We start from the raw sequence: 16903 nt of genomic DNA, 5'->3' as shown, positions 1-16903 counted from the left end.
ACATGCGGAAAAACAAAGCAAATGCTATTGAACGTTGTGAATCAACCAACGACAGATCAGTGATCTGCCGTTGGTTATAAACAGCCTGTCGATCAATCGTCAGGCATGGCCTTCTGTTGCGGCTCGTCATTTGCTGCATACATCAGCAAGGGATTGGCAGCGCCAGTGATGACATTCTCGTCAATCACAACCTTGCTGACATTCTCCGCTGACGGGATGTCGTACATGGTTTCCAGCAGCACACCTTCAAGAATCGAGCGCAGCCCACGGGCACCTGTCTTGCGTTCCAGTGCACGACGTGCAATGGCTTTCAACGCATCCTCGCGGAACTCCAGCTCGACACCTTCCATATCGAAGAGACGGGCATACTGCTTGGTGAGCGCATTTTTCGGCGCGGTAAGAATTTCCACCAGAGCCTCTTCGTCCAGCTCATTCAGTGTTGCAATCACCGGCAAGCGACCGACAAACTCGGGAATAAGGCCAAAACGGACCAGGTCTTCCGGCTCGACTTCCTTCAAAGCCTCGCCCACCTTTTTGCCATTGTCCTGACTGCGGACGGTGGCATTGAAACCAATACCGCTTTTCTCGGATCGATCCCGAATAACCTTTTCCAGACCCGCAAAAGCGCCGCCACAGATAAACAGGATATTGCGTGTATCGACCTGCAGAAATTCCTGTTGCGGGTGTTTGCGACCACCCTGCGGCGGAACCGAGGCCACGGTGCCTTCAATCAGTTTCAACAGCGCCTGCTGCACGCCCTCGCCCGATACGTCACGGGTGATCGACGGGTTGTCCGATTTACGCGAAATCTTGTCGATTTCATCGATGTAGACGATACCCATCTGCGCCTTGTCTACATCGTAATCACACTTCTGCAGCAGCTTCTGAATGATATTCTCGACATCTTCGCCGACATAGCCCGCTTCGGTCAGCGTGGTAGCGTCAGCAATGGTAAAAGGCACATTCAGCAAGCGCGCCAAGGTTTCCGCCAGCAGGGTTTTGCCGGAACCGGTCGGCCCAATCAAAAGAATATTGCTCTTGCCCAGTTCGACTTCATCCTTGCCACTGCGCTGATTGAGGCGCTTGTAGTGGTTATATACCGCTACCGAGAGAACCTTTTTCGCGCGCTCCTGACCAATCACGTATTGATCGAGAATACCGCAAATCTCTTTCGGCGAAGGCAGCTTCTGCCCGGCACTTTCGGCCTGGCTTTCCTGCACTTCTTCGCGAATGATGTCATTGCACAAGTCAACGCATTCATCGCAGATAAAGACGGAAGGGCCGGCAATCAGCTTGCGCACTTCATGTTGGCTTTTGCCGCAAAAGGAGCAATACAGCAGCTTGCCGTTGTCGTCACCCTTCCCAGTTATATCGGTCATCTAAAACCCCTGCTTTCGGTCGCTCATAGACTTAACATGAGGCCTGAAACTGCACTTTGCAAGCACAGCCCTGTCTTCATATATAACAAGATAACATCTGACGACTGCGGATGCAGCCGCCCTGGTACCTCAACGCCGGGTTAATCGGCTATGTGGCGACGTTCCATTACCTGGTCAATCAAGCCGTACTCAACGGCTTCACTACCGCTCATGAACCGGTCCCGATCCGTATCGCGGGCAATCACGTCCAACGGCTGGCCAGTATGGTCAGCCAATACCTGATTCAGTCGCTCACGAATGAACAGGATTTCCCGGGCATGAATCTCGATATCCGAGGCCTGCCCCTGAAAGCCACCCAGCGGCTGATGAATCATCATGCGCGCATGCGGCAGGCAGAAGCGCTTGCCTTCAGCACCGCCAGCCAGCAACAGAGCACCCATGCTGCAAGCCTGGCCGATGCACAGAGTACTGACATTCGGCTTGATGAACTGCATGGTGTCGTAAATCGCCATACCGGCAGTGACTGAACTACCCGGTGAGTTGATATACAGATGAATATCCTTGTCAGGATTTTCTGATTCGAGGAACAGCAACTGGGCAACCACCAGGTTGGCCATGTAATCCTCGACCTGACCGACCAGAAAGATGACCCGCTCCTTGAGCAGACGGGAATAGATATCATACGACCGCTCACCGCGGGCAGACTGCTCGATCACCATCGGGACCAAGCCGCCAGCGGCCTGTACGTCTGGAGCAAAAGGTGAAAAAGTATTGTGAGTCATTGAACGAGTGCACTCCGAATGTGGCCTGGCTTAAACGCAAGAGCCAGCCCGAGGGCTGGCTCACAGATGCAGTAACTGGTGCCTGAATTACTCGGCAACAGTCTCTGATTCATCGGTCTCGGCTGCAGCGGCAGGTTGTGCCGGCTTCACAGCTTCTTCGTAGGGAACCTGTCTATCGGTTACCTGAGCCTGTTGCAAAACAGTATCCACCACTTGCTCTTCCAGCACAACCGACTGCACTTCACCCAACTGCTGCTCATTCTGGTAGTACCAGTTGATCACTTGCTGGGGTTCCTGATAGGCCGAAGCCATCTCTTCGATCATGCCGCGAACCCGGTCTTCATCGGGCTTGAGCTCGTGCTGCTTGACGATCTCGGCCACGACCAGTCCCAGGGCAACGCGGCGCTTGGCCTGTTCTTCAAACAGCTCGGCCGGCAGTTGCTCGGGCTGAATGTTGGCGCCACCAAATTGTTGCACCGCTTGTACGCGCAGGCGATCAATTTCATTGCTCAACAAGGCTTGCGGCACATCGACCTGGTTGGTTTCCAGCAAGCCGTCCATGACCTGTCCCTTGATCTTGGTCTTGATCGCCTGACGCAGCTCGCGGTCCATATTCTTGCGCACTTCGCTGCGGAAAGCGTCCAGACCACCCTCTTCAACCCCGAACTGGGCAAAGAATTCATCATTCAGCTCTGGCAGTACCGGTCCGGCTACTTCTTTGACCGTAACATCGAACTCAGCGGCCTTGCCGGCCAGATCCTGGTTCTGGTAATCCTCCGGGAAGGTCACATTGATGGTGCGGGTTTCGCCTGCTTTGGCGCCTACCAGGCCATCTTCGAAGCCAGGAATCATGCGGCCAGAACCGATAACCAACTGGGTATCAGTCGCCGTGCCACCCTGAAACTCTTCACCATCAACCCGGCCAACAAAATCCAGGGTCAGTTGATCATCAGCGGCTGCTTCACGCTCAACGGCACTGTAACTGGTATTCTGCTTGCGCAGAATGTCCAGCATGTTGTCCAGATCCGCATCCGTCACTTCGGATTCGATGCGCTCTACCTTGATCGCGGAGAAATCAGCCAGACTGACTTCCGGATACACCTCGAAGGTGGCTACGTATTCGAAATCCTTGCCGCTGTCGAGCTGCTTGGGTTCAACGCTGGGAGCGCCGGCCGGGTTCAGCTTTTCCTGGGTAACCGCTTCAAAAAAGCTGGACTGAATGACCTCACCAATGACTTCCTGACGTGCCGCATCGCCAAAACGCTTGCGGATCACGCTCATCGGTACCTTGCCAGGACGGAAACCATCTACCCGGGCACGGCGAGCAGTCTGCTGCAAGCGCTTGTTGACTTCGTTATCGATGCGCTCGGCAGGAATGCCTACGGTCATGCGGCGCTCAAGGCCGGAGGTGGTTTCAACCGAAACTTGCATGGAGAGTCCTCGTTGAACAAATCAAGTAGTGTATGGGGAGATCAGTCGCGGGCCAATAACCCTGCGGCCAATCCGAAAGGCGGATATTCTAGTCGCTTGTAACGCAGAAGTCACCCTGCGACAAGCTGAACAAACCGGAAAGAGCAAGCAGTATCGTTCTGACAGCGTGTGACTTTCATTTTACTGGATAAATATCTAGTATATGCACATGAAACCCAGCAGCGTTGCCAACCCACTGTATTACCTGCATAACTTCCACCAACTTCTGGATTGGGTTGCGGACCGCTATGCCGACCTGCTGAGCCATGAAGAACAGCATTTCATCACGACATTTGCACGCCTGGAAGAGCCAAGCCAGGCGCTGCTGGTGCGCCTGATCATGCGCAAAGGGCCACATTTCCGTGCCGACAAGCTGGCCTACACAGAGATCGGCGACATCAAAGGGGCCGCTGCCCCGCTGATCGCCATGAACTGGCTGCAAAACGATGCCCAGCTGGACAGCAACACCCTGTTCAGCCTGCTGTCACGCAACGAACTGATCAACCTGGCCCATTCCGCCGGACACCCCCCTCATGCGCGCAAAGCCGAACTTCAACCCTGGCTGCAACGACAGTTCCCTGACGGCTGCGGCTGGGCAGCACTCGGGCTGGAAACCGAGGTATACAGCCTCGCCCTCGGCGCGCTATGCGACCGCTTGCGGCTTCTGTTTTTTGGCAATCTGAGCCAGACCTGGGCCGAATTCGTGCTGGTTGATCAAGGTATTTTCCGCTACCCGAACATTCCCATTGACCGGCATTCACGAGGATTTCATTCCCGCGCTGCGATTGATGACTACCTGGCCATTCACCATTCCAGTGATGCTCTTGAAGCGGGCATATCAGCGCTCGACGTACTGGCGCAATTGCAGCCACTGCATAGCGACAGCACCTGGCTGGCCCAGCGCCACGCGCGCTTGCGCTTTCGTCTGGCCCGCCAACTCGAGCGCGAAGGGGCTCGGCAAGAGGCCTGGGACATCTATACCACTTGCAATTATCCCGGCAGCCGTCTTCGTCGCATTCGCATGCTCGAGCAACAGGCCGACTGGTCGGCGGCCTGGGCGCTGTGCCAGCAGCCCGGGAGCACAGCAACCGACGACGCCGAACAGCAGTTGATAGCGAGAGCGCAGGTTCGTCTCGCCGGAAAGCTGGGGCTCGCTCGGCCACAACCAGAGATCACCGCAGAAACCAGGACATCCAGCCTGACGCTGCCGGTTGTCGACACCTGCGTAGAACTGGCCGTCAGCACGCACCTGCACAGCCCCCTCAGCCCCGTGCACTTTGTCGAAAACAGCCTGTTCAACGGCCTGTTCGGACTGCTCTGTTGGGAAGCCCTGTATGCACCAATGCCAGGGGCTTTCTTCCATCCTTTTCAAAGTGCCCCTGCGGACCTGTACCAGCCTGACTTCGTCACTCGACGCCAGCACCTGTTTGAGCAATGCATGGCGCGTCTGAATGATGGCAGCTACCTGACATGCATCCGGCAGAACCGGCAACAGTTGCAGGGCTTGCAATCCCCTTTTCTCGACTGGCGCATCCTCAGGGCGGACTTGCTGGAAAGCGCTCTGCACTGCCTCCCTGCCGGGCACCTGCAGGCGATCTTCCAGCGTATGCTGGCTGATCTGCGCAACAATCGCAGCGGCTTCCCTGATCTCATTCAGCTCTTTCCCGACAAGGCCCGTTATCGACTGATTGAGGTCAAGGGACCGGGAGACCGCTTGCAGGATAACCAGCGGCGCTGGCTGACGTTTGCTGCCGAGCACAAGATTCCCGTAGAGGTGTGCCATGTTTGCTGGGAGTCTGCATGAACTATCGCATCGGCGTGCGTGAGCTTTGCGAATTTACGGCCAAGGAAGGTGATCTGGACCTGCGCTTTACCCCGGCACCCTCAGCCCAGGAAGGTATGGCCGGCCACCGCAGCGTCATCGCACGGCGGGACCAGCACTATGAGTCGGAAATCATCTTGAGCGGCGAGTACCCCGGATTGCTGGTCAGTGGTCGAGCGGACGGTTTCGACCCCTTGCGTCACCAACTGGAAGAAATCAAGACCCACCGCGGTGATGTCAGCCGGATTCCACAGAATCACCGGTTACTGCACTGGGCTCAAGTCAAGGTATATGGCTGGCTGCTGTGTCAGAGCCGCGGCTTCGACAGCCTGGATCTGGCCGTCATTTACTTCAATGTAGTCACCCAGCAGGAAAGTGAGTTTCGGCAATGTTTCGGTGCCGACGAGCTGGAAGCCTTTTTCCTTCAGCAATGTCAGCGCTTTATCCATATGGCAACCACCGAACAGGCCCATCGCAAAGCGCGCGATCAGAGCCTGCGTAGCCTGGACTTTCCCTACCCGGCGTTTCGCCATGGCCAGCGCCAACTGGCAGCACAGGTATTTCGCTGCGCGCGCGATGGCGACACCCTGCTGGCGCAGGCCACTACCGGCATTGGCAAGACCCTGGGCACGTTATTTCCGCAACTCAAGGCACTACCGGATCAACATCTTGATCGCATATTCTTTCTCACCGCGAAAACACCGGGGCGCCAACTGGCACTGGACGCCCTGGAGGTACTGCAACAGCATCCGGCACCGCCAACACTGCGGGTACTGGAGCACATTGCCCGTGACAAAGCCTGTCTGTATCCGGACAAAGCCTGCCATGGCGAATCCTGCCCACTGGCCAAGGGGTTCTATGACCGCTTGCCCGCCGCACGCGAAGCCGCGCTGTCTGCCGCCTGGCTGGATCAGGCCAGCGTGCGGCGCATTGCACAGGTACATCAGGTTTGCCCCTATTACCTGAGCCAGGAACTGTGCCGCTGGGCCGACCTGGTAATAGCCGACTACAACTACTATTTCGATATAACCGCCCTGCTGCATGCACTCACTCGCCGCAACGAGTGGCGCGTCTGCCTGCTGGTGGATGAAGCGCATAACCTGATCAACCGGGCCCGCAGCATGTACACGGCAGCGCTGGACTCGGCATTGCTGGAACGCCTGCAACGCCATGGCCCGAAGAAGCTGAAGCGACCGCTGGAGCGTGTTGCCGCACACTGGCGGCAATTGCATCAGGATCAGCAGGTCGATTACCAGATATACCCGCAGGTCGCTGACCTGTTCGTCGTCAGCCTGCAAAAAGCGGTCAGCGCCCTGACCGATCACCTGAGCGAACAACCTGAAGGCAATGACCCCAGTCTGCTCAGCTTCTATCGGGATGCATTGCTTTTCTGCCGTCTGGCCGAAGCCTACGGCGACCATTCGTTGTTTGATATCAGCCGTGACAGCGGGCTTTCAGGCGAACCACAATCAACCCTGTGCCTGCGCAATGTGGTTCCCGCGCCCTTTCTCGCCGAACGCTTTGCCACCGCGCACAGCAGCACACTATTTTCCGCCACCTTGAGCCCGGCGAATTACTACGCCGACTTGCTCGGCCTGCCGGAAGAGTACCAATGGCTGGATGTGGATTCGCCTTTCAAACCCGAGCAGCTCTGCGTGCGCATCCCGCACAAGCTGTCAACCCGCTATGCCGATCGTCCCGCCAGCCTGCAACCCATTGCCCGATTGATTGCCCGACAGTATGCGGAGCAACCGGGAAACTATCTGGCTTTTTTCAGCAGCTACCAGTATCTGCAGCAGGTTCTTGCTGCCGTGCGCAATGAATGTCCGGGCCTGCCGGTATGGCAGCAGTCACCCGGCATGAGTGAAGGTCAGCGTCAGGGGTTCTTGCAGCACTTTCAACCGGATAATCGCGGCGTGGGTTTTGCCGTTCTCGGCGGTGCTTTCGGCGAGGGAATCGACCTGCCGGGGGAGCGCTTGATCGGTGTCTTCGTCGCGACCCTTGGCCTGCCCCAGATCAATCCGGTCAATGAGGAGCTCAAGCAACGTACCGAGCGTATGTTTGGCGACGGCTTTGCCTATACCTACCTGTATCCGGGGCTGCAAAAAGTCGTGCAGGCCGCTGGCCGGGTCATCCGCACGCCAGATGATAAAGGCGTGCTCTGGCTGCTGGATGAGCGCTTCAGTCAGCCGGCGATCCAGCAGTGGTTGCCGCGCTGGTGGCAGCTTCCAGGACCTGAGGCGTCACGATCACTCGCCCCCCAGCTGACTGGCAACACACTCCACTGCACACCCATTTAGGTGATCACCAGCAACCGTCAAAGCGCGTTCAATAAGCATGGTCAGGCAGGCATCCCGGCAATGGTCGCCTTCCAGCAATTCACTTCCGCAGATCAGCCATGCAGCTGCGTCTCTAGCGGTCAGAGCACAATGTGAGCCAGTGTGCCCAACGCAAATAACCATCGACTAGCCTCGCGTTTCAGGCTGATCAGTCATTATTTCTATCACAGCCCGCAAGTCGCTTTTCTGAGCGCTATTTTTCTGCTTGCCCTGGCATTGCGCCTCGCGATAACCATGAACCTTGGGCACTTGCCCTTGAGTCTGGATGAAATTGAGTATGACCGCATTGCCTGGAATCTCAGCGAAGGATTCGGGTTTACCGGTTTTTTTGACTTGCCAACAACCTATCGTCCGCCAGGATACCCGGCGCTACTCAGTCTGGTGTACTGGCTGAACGGTGCCGATCATACCCAGGCAAGGCATTCAGGGGCGATACTGTCTGCCTTGTGGGCCCCGCTGACGGTAATTCTCGGGCGACTGACACTGGATGATCGCAGCGGACGCCTGGCGGGCCTGGTTGTCGCCCTCTATCTGCCCTTGATCGTCTATGCCAACACCCTGATGAGCGAACACCTGTTTGGTGTATTACTGCTACTCAGTCTGATTGCATTGCGTGCTTTTCTTCACCGCCCCAGCCCAGGTCGAGCTGCACTCGCCGGGGCGATCCTCGCCTTGGCGACATTGACCACCTCGGCATTTGCCGCTTTCTGGGCAGTGCTGGCACTTTATGGCATCTGGCGCGGTCGACGAATCACCGGCTGGTGGCCTGGCTTTATCTGCCTCAGCATCACTTTTTTCTGCTGCTACTGCCATGGGCCCTGCATAATCAGCACAAAACGGATCGCCTGATGTTCATCGACAGCCGGCTCGGTATCAATCTGCACATTGGATTCAGCGCCAAAGCAACCGGGCAGTTCTACAACCCCACAGCCTTGCTGGATACTTTTGAACGTCAGCAGTCAGCGCGATTGATGCCTGAAACCAGCCATGAACAATTTATGCACTACCTGTGGGCCGACCGCATGGCTTATCAACAACGAGAGCGCCCAGCAAATCAGATCCCGCCAGCCATTCGCGCCGCCCAACCAGTGCCCGACATCTGGCTCAATGAACTGGGCAAGCGCTGGGCTCTGCAGTTCATTCAGGAAAACCCGGGGCAAGCAGTAGCGCTGAGCGGCAAGAAGTTTGCCAGCTTCTGGGGGCTGGAGCAGCGACTGTATCTATACGCCTACCGCAACAACTTTTTTGGTGAAATCCATCTGATCTGGCGATTACTCGGCATCTTTCTGGTGCTGCTGCCTTTTCCCATCCTGGTGCTGATGGCTATAGCAGACAACTGCCGTGAGCAAGGCTTCAGTCATACACGCTGGCTGCTACTGTTGATGCCCATCACCTATTTCACTGCAATTCACAGCGTCATTTTTGGCGGCGCACGATTTCACTTCGTCCTGATACCGTTACTGGCACTAATGGCAGCCAATGCCTGGTCCTTGCGTGCCGAAACACTAGCGATGCTACGCGGTCAGAGCAAGGCACCGCAGTGGCGCCGAGTATGCTGTTTAAGCTTGTGGTTTGGCTGCCTGCTGATCTGGGCCTGGGGGCAATGGCAGGCAAGAGGCGACTGGCAAGCGTTTTTCAGTCCTGGCGCACACCTCGTTCCGGCAAATTTCTGAATCCGGACTGCATCAGATCAATACTCACATGACACAATTTGCCTATACTGGAGGCGTGAACTTAACCCCAACCGGGGGCTCATAGCTGTAGGTACTCAACAAAAGGACGCCCTATGCAAATTCAGGTCAATAGCAAGCACACCAATGGTAGCGTAAGACAGCAAGAATGGGTCAGCGCCACCCTGCAAGGCGAATTGAAACGCTTCGACGAGTTCCTGACCCGCGTTGAAGTCCATTTGAGCGACGAAAACGCCCACAAATCCGGTGCCGATGACAAGCGCTGCCAGATCGAACTGCGCCCAAAGGGGCATCAGGCACTGTCAGTCACGCACAAGGCTTCCAGCCTAGAACAGGCCGTCAACGGTGCTGCGGAAAAAGCCTATAACGCCCTGGAGCACCTGATGGGCAAATTGAACAGCAAGCATAATGGCGTGTCGTCAAACCAGAATGAGGTTGCAAGTGCTGAGCGAGATGCCTTGTTGCAGGAAGAGTTTCTCGACAAGCAGACCGAGCTGGATCACAGTTAATCTGACCTGAAATGAGCGAGCCTTCCGCTCGCTCATTCCGGCTGAAGTACGCCTCCGAATCGCCGCCCGAGCAACAATCAGTCCGACTCGGCTGCAGCCAGCTCCCGATCAATAACCCCGGACAACACCTCCCACGCAGGACGCGGCAAGTGAATGTTATCGACAAACACGGTAGGCGTACTGGCTACCTGCAATTGTCTGGCTACCCGCATTGACGCCTCCACCTCGTCCAGGCGCTGTTCCCGACGCAAACAGCTGGAAAAACGTGCCGCATTCAGATCCAGATCTTCCGCGTAGCCAGTAAAGGTCTCGACAGGATCAGATTCCAGACTCCAACCAGACTGCCTGGCAAACAACTGGTCATGCATCTCCCAATACCTGTTTTGCGCCCCTGCGCAACGCGCTGCCTGGGCAGCAACCAGAGAGTTGCGATGCTGGGAAAGCGGCATATCAAAAAAAACCAGTCGCACCTGACCGCTATCGATATACTCGGCTTTCAAATCGGCATGCAACCGAGAAAAATTGGCACACGCCGGGCACTGATAATCAGCAAATTCCCGCACCACAACCGGCGCGTCAGGGTCGCCCAGTTGCACCCCGTACTGATCCACCTGCGACGGGAACGGCGATGCTCCCTCGGCGGCTTGCGGCAAGCCCCCGACCGGTCCGGTGCCCGGTGTGGCCAGATAAATAGCCAGAGCAATGACAGCAACCACCAACAACGAACCGCCGCCCCAGATCAGAAATTGCTGACGCTTGCGCTGACGGCTGGCCAGTGTTGGTTCACCCTTATCCTTGCGCTGTCTGGCTTCACCCATATGTTCCCCCTTGGCATATTTATTGTTGCTGATGCCTCACTATAACCGAGCAAGCCAGCCCGGACAGCCCATCAGACACCAATATCTTCATACCAAAGCTCAGGATTGGTCGCGATGAAGTCATCCATCAGACCGATACAGGTCTGGTCCTGAATCACGCTGAGCTCCACACCGCGCTCTCGCAGCAAGACCTCTTCGCCCATAAACGTCTGATTTTCTCCAATCACGACGCGCGGTATGCCATACAACAATATCGCCCCGCTACACATGGCACAGGGTGACAATGTGGTATAGAGAACCGATTCCTGATAGACACTGGCCGGTTGCCGGCCGGCCTGTTCAAAAGCCGCCATCTCACCATGCAGAATAGCGCTGCCTTGCTGCACCCGCTGATTATGCCCACGACCGATGATCCGGTTCTGGTGCACAATGACCGAGCCAATCGGAATTCCGCCCTGAGCCAACCCCTTGCGGGCCTCGTCAATGGCGGCCTGCATAAATTCATCCATCATGATCCCGGATCAATCCTCTTCATCGGCGATATGACTCAACTTGTCATAGTCCAGCTCATTCAATTCTTCACCTTCTACCAGGCCCTCCCAGCGATCGTGCGCAGGCTGGTCTTGAGGCAAGGTTTCATGCGGCTGATTATTTTCACCCGGGTGTTTGTGGTCGGTAGGCATAACATCCTCACTGGCAGCCATTGACTGCGGTTGCGAATTGACTGACACACAGATCAAGATAGCAGAGGATTCAGCGTGTCACTGCAATCCGACAGAAAACCCTGCCGACTAAACCGCCGCATTATCCATTCCCTGAATAGCAGCTGACAGAGCAATTGCCGACAGCAGCAAACCGAGCCTACACTTTTGTTTTCTGCACTCGCATGCAACTATTTTCCGGACTGGCTGACAAGGAACTGACCATGAGCTTTGAAACACCTCTCTACCTCTGTGGCCCGCTGCGCGAACCACGACAGATGCTGGCTGACCAGGAATACAGCGGGCACACCTCGATTCACGATGACAGCATGGCGGAAAAGCTCGGCTTCAAGGCTGGCCCAATCGAGGGCCCAACGCATTTCAGCCAGTTTGCCCCCTTGCTGGTCGAACTCTGGGGCCAGGCCTGGTTCGAGCGAGGCTGCTTCTCGGCGCATTTCCAGAATATGGTAGTGGAAGGCGAACAGGTCCGCGCCTTTGTCGAGCGCCCGGCGCCTGGCGCCACGCGCGTGCGCTGCTGGGCGGAAAAAGCCGATGGCACGCCGGTACTGGAAGCCAGCGCCAGCCTGGGGCCCGACCATGGCGAAACCCTGCTCGACCAGCGCATGGCCAAGCTGCGTGCCCCGGAAAAGCTGGTCATTCTCGCCGACCTGCATGTCGGTATGACCGGCAAGCAGGACGAGCCGGTGCGCATGGATGCCGAACAGCACATGGGTAACCTTTATCCTTTCTCGCTGAAGGACAAGCTCGAGCGTATTACCGAAAACACACCCTGGTATGCCGATCCAGCCAGCACGCCCTGGGGCAGCGCGATCATTCCAATGGAAATGGTCAGTGTTCTCGCCGAATACAGCAGCAAACTGGCCGAGTTTCCGGTCAAACAGCCGGTCATCGGCTTGTTTGCCGACCAGGAGATCCGCATGGTCGACGGCCCACTACTGGTCGGCGAGGACTACCTTATCCGCCGTGAGATTGTTGCCCTGTCGGAAAGCAAGCGTACCGAGTCCTACTGGGTGCGTTCACGCATCTATGATGCTCAGGGTGAAACCCTGAAAGCTGAAATGTTGCTCAATCACGCCACCCTGAAACATTCCTATCCCGAGTATGAGGCTGAAGCCAACAGCTGAGTCCTCATCGGGCAGCCTCTTCGGAGGCTGCCCACCCCCTCCGCACAGCACACATTCATACAACACCTTTCCCGCCAGCCAGCAATCGCTATACACTGCAGGTCGACATTTATATAGCCCGGTTCCCGGTGCCATCGACTCTCTTACAGGACGTAACCATGCTGAACGGACGACCCGAAGACAAAAGCTTTGTGGTATTGCTGATTGCGGTATCCCTCGCCTTTATCTGGCTATTGCTGCCTTACTACAGCGCCATTTTCTGGGGCACCATTCTCGCGATTCTTTTTTATCCGGTACAACGACGCATTGCCGATCGCATGCCCAACCGACCCAGTCTGGCTGCGGGTATCAGCCTGCTGCTGATTCTGTTCATTGTTATCTTGCCGGTCACCCTGTTGACCGCATCACTGGTGCGCCAGGCCAGATCTTTCTACGAAAAGGTCAAACAAGGTGACATTGACTTTGGCGACTACTTTCAGCAAGTAATGGATGCCATGCCGGGACCACTGGAGCAGTTGCTGCAACGCTTTGGCCTGGACAATCTGGATGGCCTGCAGGATTACCTGGCTCAAGGTGCGGAACAAGCTGGTCAATTTATCGCCACCCATGCCCTCAGCGTAGGCTCCGACACCGTTCACTTTCTGATCAGTTTCGCCATCATGTTGTACCTGCTGTTTTTCCTGTTGCGCGACGGCAAGGCCCTCGCCGGACATATCCGCCGTGCTGCGCCGCTCAGTGACGAACACAAAGGCATGCTGCAGGACAAATTTACCCGCGTCGTCAAAGCCACCGTCAAAGGCAATATTCTGGTCGCCGCCGTGCAGGGTGCACTTGGCGGCATTATCTTCTGGATTCTCGGCTTGCCTGGCGCCGTACTCTGGGGCGTGCTTATGGGCATACTGTCATTGCTTCCCGCTGTTGGCGCCAGCCTGATCTGGGGTCCTGTAGCCATTTACTTCCTCGCCACCGGTGACGTAGTCAAGGCCATCGTGCTGACCTCTTTCGGTGCCGCCATTATTGGTCTGGCCGACAATGTCCTGCGCCCCATGCTGGTTGGCAAAGAACTCAAATTGCCGGACTACGTAGTCCTGATTGCTACCATTGGCGGCCTGTCCATGTTCGGCCTCAACGGCTTCGTCATCGGCCCCTTGATTGCCGCCCTGTTTATCAGTGTATGGTTGTTGTTTGCCGAGCGTCGCGAGGCCACGGAGACGGCTGAAATCGGCCTGCAACTACCGCAACAGCCAGCAATCAGCGAAGACAACCACCACGAAGGCTGATGACCGCACGGCGGCAAACAGGTATGATTACGCCCCTTCAATTTGTCAGCCAGCTTAAGCCGAGAGACTATGTCGACTGCTCAACCCCGTCAGATTCTGGTAACCAGCGCCCTGCCCTACGCCAATGGCTCGATTCACCTTGGCCACATGCTGGAATACATACAGACCGACATCTGGGTGCGCTACCAGAAGCTGCGCGGCAACCAGTGCATCTATGTTTGCGCCGATGACGCCCATGGCTCGGCCATCATGCTGCGTGCGGAAAAGGAAGGCATTACCTCCGAACAGCTGATCGCCAACGTGCACGCCGAGCACAGCGCCGACTTTACCGATTTCCTGGTTGAGTTTGACAACTACTACTCGACACATTCAGAAGAAAATCAGCAGCTTGCCGAGCTTATCTACGGACGTTTGAAAGAAGCTGGCCACATCGCCACGCGTTCAGTCACCCAATACTTCGACCCCGACAAGGGCATGTTCCTCGCTGACCGCTTTATCAAGGGCACCTGTCCCAAATGCGGCGCCGAAGACCAGTACGGCGACAACTGCGAAAAATGCGGCGCCACCTACGAGCCCACCGAACTGAAAGACCCGCGCTCGGCCATCTCCGGCGCCACCCCGGTGCTCAAGGATTCCAAGCACTTCTTCTTCAAGCTGCCCGAATTCCAGGCCATGCTGAAGGAATGGACCCGCAGTGGCGCCCTGCAGGACGCCGTCGCCAACAAGATCGACGAATGGCTGAACAACGAACTGCAGGAATGGGACATCAGCCGCGACGCACCCTACTTCGGCTTCGAGATCCCCGGCGAGCCCGGCAAATATTTCTACGTCTGGCTCGACGCGCCGATCGGTTACATGGCCAGCTTCAAGAACCTCTGCGCGCGCCGCCCCGAACTCGATTTCGACACCTTCTGGGGGCCGGATTCCAGCGCCGAGCTGTATCACTTTATCGGCAAGGACATCGTCAACTTCCACACCCTGTTCTGGCCCGCCATGCTGCACGGTGCCGGCTTCCGCAAGCCGACCGGTGTCAATGTGCACGGCTACCTGACCGTCAACGGCCAGAAAATGTCCAAGTCCCGCGGCACCTTCATCAAGGCGCGCACCTACCTGGATCACCTGCAGCCGGAATACCTGCGCTACTACTACGCCTGCAAGCTCAGCCGCGGTGTTGAAGACCTCGACCTCAACCTCGACGACTTCATCCAGAAGGTCAACTCCGATCTGGTCGGCAAAGTGGTCAATATCGCCAGCCGTTGCGCCGGCTTCATCCATAAAGGCAACCAGGGCGTTATGGTCGACGCCAACCCGGCCCCAGAACTGTCCGCCGCCTTCTTCGCCGCCGTGCCCAGCATCGGCGACGCCTATGAAAAGCGCGACTTCTCCCGCGCCATGCGCGATATCATGGGCCTGGCCGACCGCGCCAACGCCTGGATCGCCGAACAGGCGCCCTGGGCACTGAACAAACAGGAAGGCAAGCAGGCCGAGGTCCAGGCCATCTGTTCCCTGGGCATCAACCTGTTCCGCCAGCTGATCATCCTGCTCAAACCGGTCATGCCAAAACTGGCCGTTGCCGCCGAGGACTTCCTCAACGTCCCGGCCCTGACCTGGGATGATCACCAGACCCTGCTGGCCAACCACCAGCTGAATGCCTTCCAGCCATTGCTGACACGCATCGAGCCGGCAAAAATTGAAGCCATGGTTGCCGCCTCAAAAGAAGACCTGGCCGCCGATGCTGCAGCCGCCGCACCGACCAATGGCGAACTGGACAAAGAACCGCTGGCCGCCGAAATCAACTTCGATGCCTTTGCCGCGGTTGACCTGCGCATTGCCCTGATTGAAAAAGCCGAATTCGTTGAAGGCGCCGACAAACTGCTGCGCCTGACCCTCGACCTCGGCGGTCCCAAGCGCAACGTCTTCTCCGGCATCAAGAGCGCCTACCCTGATCCCAGCGCGCTGGAAGGCCGGCTGACCCTCTACGTCGCCAACCTGGCCCCGCGCAAGATGAAATTCGGTGTGTCCGAAGGCATGGTGCTGGCCGCCGGCCCGGGCGGCAAGGAGATCCACCTGCTAAGCCCCGATCAGGGTGCCAAGCCGGGTCAGAGAGTGATGTAGCAAGCCGGAGGCTGACGGAAATCGCTGTAAGCTTCAGGCTGGAATCAAACATTAAGCAGGTTATGTGGGTTTTCCCGCAGACTGCACGGAATTTGAGAGCAGGCTTTCCGGTCAGCGGTTGAGGACCGTTGGATGCCAGGGATGGCATCCACGAGCGTACAGGGATGTATTCACCGCGTGTCCTCAGCCGCTGGCCGGAAAGCCGGCCGGCACAATCAGATCGCCCTTGAAGCTATCGCAGGCGATTGGAAAACGGTTGGGTAAGCATGACAGAATTTGCCCTGATATTGATCAGCACCATCCTGGTCAACAACTTCGTACTGGTCCAGTTTCTCGGGCTGTGCCCCTTTATGGGCGTCTCCGGCAAACTGGAGACGGCCATTGGCATGTCTGCGGCCACCACCTTTGTGCTTACCCTGGCTGCCATTCTCAGCTACATCACATTTCAATACATACTGGTGCCGCTAGAACTCGAATTCCTGCGTACCATATCGTTCATCCTGGTAATCGCCGTCGTCGTCCAATTTACCGAGATGGTCGTGCACAAAACCAGCCCCTTGCTGTACCGGGTACTGGGCATCTTCTTGCCACTGATTACTTCCAACTGTGCCGTACTCGGGGTCGCCCTGTTGAACACCAACCGCAGCGAACAGACCTTCATGCAATCCGCCACCTACGGATTTGGCGCCGCCATCGGATTCTCCCTGATTCTGATCCTGTTTGCCGCCCTGCGCGAGCGTATCGCCATCGCCGACGTCCCCGCCCCCTTCCAGGGTGCCGCCATCGGCATGATCACCGCCGGCCTGATGTCGCTCGCCTTCATGGGCTTCACCGGACTGATAAGGCTGTAAA

15 protein-coding genes are annotated in these 16903 nt (G+C 56.9%); 9 read left to right on the top strand and 6 right to left on the bottom strand.

Annotated elements, in window-relative coordinates; all coding sequences use genetic code 11:
• Positions 1-92: 92 nt before the first annotated feature.
• The 3 genes from clpX to tig form a co-directional block, all read right to left on the bottom strand.
• Entirely contained in the window at positions 93-1379 is a 1287-nt protein-coding gene (gene clpX / locus BLU07_RS05265; protein WP_092384849.1) for an ATP-dependent Clp protease ATP-binding subunit ClpX, read from the bottom strand.
• Positions 1380-1519: 140 nt separating this feature from the next.
• Positions 1520-2161 carry an ATP-dependent Clp endopeptidase proteolytic subunit ClpP gene (clpP, locus tag BLU07_RS05260; protein ID WP_092384847.1) on the bottom strand — a complete coding sequence of 214 codons (642 nt, stop codon included), beginning with the start codon at positions 2159-2161 and terminating at the stop codon, positions 1520-1522.
• 87 nt (positions 2162-2248) lie between these two features.
• Positions 2249-3592, bottom strand: a complete 1344-nt coding sequence (tig, locus tag BLU07_RS05255) for a trigger factor (protein ID WP_092384845.1) — start codon at positions 3590-3592, stop codon at positions 2249-2251.
• Between the two features lie 208 nt (positions 3593-3800).
• Between tig and BLU07_RS05250 the strand changes: the two genes are divergently transcribed.
• The 5 genes from BLU07_RS05250 to BLU07_RS05230 all read left to right on the top strand — a co-directional run bounded on the left by BLU07_RS05250 (position 3801) and on the right by BLU07_RS05230 (position 9992).
• Positions 3801-5435, top strand: coding sequence for a VRR-NUC domain-containing protein (locus tag BLU07_RS05250; protein WP_092389600.1), 1635 nt, complete (start codon positions 3801-3803; stop codon positions 5433-5435).
• Positions 5432-7753 (top strand): ATP-dependent DNA helicase, encoded by a 2322-nt coding sequence (locus BLU07_RS05245; protein ID WP_092384843.1) that lies wholly within the window; start codon positions 5432-5434, stop codon positions 7751-7753. Before BLU07_RS05250 ends, BLU07_RS05245 begins: the two co-directional genes overlap by 4 nt.
• A gap of 141 nt (positions 7754-7894) precedes the next feature.
• Positions 7895-8641: a glycosyltransferase family 39 protein gene (locus BLU07_RS05240; RefSeq protein ID WP_092384841.1), complete on the top strand. Its 747-nt coding sequence runs from the start codon at positions 7895-7897 to the stop codon at positions 8639-8641.
• On the top strand, positions 8641-9465 hold the full coding sequence (locus BLU07_RS05235; RefSeq protein ID WP_092384839.1) for a hypothetical protein: 825 nt from the start codon (positions 8641-8643) through the stop codon (positions 9463-9465). Before BLU07_RS05240 ends, BLU07_RS05235 begins: the two co-directional genes overlap by 1 nt.
• A gap of 113 nt (positions 9466-9578) precedes the next feature.
• Positions 9579-9992: an HPF/RaiA family ribosome-associated protein gene (locus BLU07_RS05230; RefSeq protein WP_092384837.1), complete on the top strand. Its 414-nt coding sequence runs from the start codon at positions 9579-9581 to the stop codon at positions 9990-9992.
• Between the two features lie 77 nt (positions 9993-10069).
• Here the strand turns inward: BLU07_RS05230 and BLU07_RS05225 are convergent, their stop codons facing one another.
• The 3 genes from BLU07_RS05225 to BLU07_RS05215 form a co-directional block, all read right to left on the bottom strand.
• A complete protein-coding gene (locus tag BLU07_RS05225; protein WP_092384835.1) occupies positions 10070-10810 on the bottom strand; it encodes a DsbA family protein in 741 nt (246 codons plus the stop codon).
• Positions 10811-10881: 71 nt separating this feature from the next.
• Entirely contained in the window at positions 10882-11319 is a 438-nt protein-coding gene (locus BLU07_RS05220) for a nucleoside deaminase (RefSeq protein WP_092389598.1), read from the bottom strand.
• Between the two features lie 12 nt (positions 11320-11331).
• On the bottom strand, positions 11332-11493 hold the full coding sequence (locus BLU07_RS05215; protein WP_157719091.1) for a hypothetical protein: 162 nt from the start codon (positions 11491-11493) through the stop codon (positions 11332-11334).
• Positions 11494-11735: 242 nt separating this feature from the next.
• Between BLU07_RS05215 and BLU07_RS05210 the strand changes: the two genes are divergently transcribed.
• From BLU07_RS05210 to rsxA, 4 genes are all read left to right on the top strand, one after another.
• Positions 11736-12656 (top strand): hotdog family protein, encoded by a 921-nt coding sequence (locus BLU07_RS05210; RefSeq protein WP_092389595.1) that lies wholly within the window; start codon positions 11736-11738, stop codon positions 12654-12656.
• Positions 12657-12814: 158 nt separating this feature from the next.
• Positions 12815-13936 (top strand): AI-2E family transporter, encoded by a 1122-nt coding sequence (locus tag BLU07_RS05205; RefSeq protein WP_092384831.1) that lies wholly within the window; start codon positions 12815-12817, stop codon positions 13934-13936.
• A gap of 69 nt (positions 13937-14005) precedes the next feature.
• The gene (gene metG / locus BLU07_RS05200; protein WP_092384829.1) at positions 14006-16051 is read left to right on the top strand and encodes a methionine--tRNA ligase; all 2046 of its coding nucleotides are present in this window, start codon (positions 14006-14008) and stop codon (positions 16049-16051) included.
• Positions 16052-16317: 266 nt separating this feature from the next.
• A complete protein-coding gene (gene rsxA / locus BLU07_RS05195) occupies positions 16318-16902 on the top strand; it encodes an electron transport complex subunit RsxA (protein ID WP_092384827.1) in 585 nt (194 codons plus the stop codon).
• Position 16903: the final 1 nt, after the last annotated feature.

Origin of the sequence: Halopseudomonas salegens, from assembly GCF_900105655.1 — a bacterium.
Lineage (GTDB): Bacteria > Pseudomonadota > Gammaproteobacteria > Pseudomonadales > Pseudomonadaceae > Halopseudomonas > Halopseudomonas salegens.
Note: the sequence above shows the minus strand (reverse complement) of the source record. Positions and strands in the feature narration are given on the sequence as shown.